Genomic DNA, 907 nt, shown 5'->3' on the forward strand with positions numbered 1-907 from the left:
ACAGGGTGCCGCGCTCCTGGAGGTAGAACAGCGCACGTCGCCGATGCCCGCGCCGAGGTGACGTCGCGCTTCGCGGCCGAGATCGGCGGCACCGCGGTGCCCGACCTGCGCGCCCTCGGCGCCGCCTGCGACATCGTCGTGACCATGCTGCCGACCAGCGACGTGGTGGCCGACGTGCTCGATGCCGGCCTGCTCGCCGGCCTGCGCCCCGGCGCGCTGCTGCTGGAGATGAGCAGTGGCGTGCCGTCCAAGACGCGCGCCATCGCCGACCGCCTCGCGGGCGCGGGCGTCGGGCTCGTGGACGCGCCCGTCTCCGGCGGCGTCGCGCGGGCCGAGGCGGGGACGCTCGCGATCATGGCCGGCGGCGACGCGGCGGCGATCGACCGCGCGACGCCGGTGCTGTCCGCCATGGGCAGCTCCGTGCTGCGCACCGGCGCGGTCGGCTCGGCGCATGCGATGAAGGCGCTCAACAACCTCGTCTCGGCCGGCGGATTCCTCATCGGAATCGAGGCGCTGCTGATCGGCCGCCGCTTCGGGCTCGATCCGGCGGTGATGACCGACGTGCTCAACGCCTCGACCGGGATGAACAACTCGACGCAGAAGAAGTTCAAGCAGTTCGTCATCTCGCGCAGCTTCGATTCCGGCTTCGCCCTCGACCTCATGGTCAAGGATCTGTCCATCGCCCTCGACGTCGCGCGCGAGGGCGGCACGCCCGCGCCCTTTGCCGCGCTGTGCCGCGAGATGTGGGCGGCGGCGGCGACGCGGCTCGGGCCCGGACAGGATCACACGGCGATGGCGCGGCTGTGCGAGATGCTGGCGGGCGCCGAACTGGGGGAAGAATGACAAACGCTGCCGTGCGCCCGCTGAATCTGGCGCTGATCGCCGCCGGCCTCGCCTGCGCGGGGCT

General features: G+C 72.9%; 1 protein-coding gene. It reads left to right on the forward strand.

The genetic code is table 11. The features are described 5' to 3' along the window. Positions 1 to 843, forward strand: an 843-nt coding sequence (locus B8460_RS18390; RefSeq protein WP_048863076.1) for an NAD(P)-dependent oxidoreductase, incomplete at its 5' end; no start/stop codon positions are given. Positions 844 to 907: the final 64 nt, after the last annotated feature.

The sequence above is a fragment of the Acidisphaera rubrifaciens HS-AP3 genome (genome assembly GCF_000964365.1).
In the GTDB taxonomy this organism is placed as follows: Bacteria; Pseudomonadota; Alphaproteobacteria; order Acetobacterales; family Acetobacteraceae; genus Acidisphaera; species Acidisphaera rubrifaciens.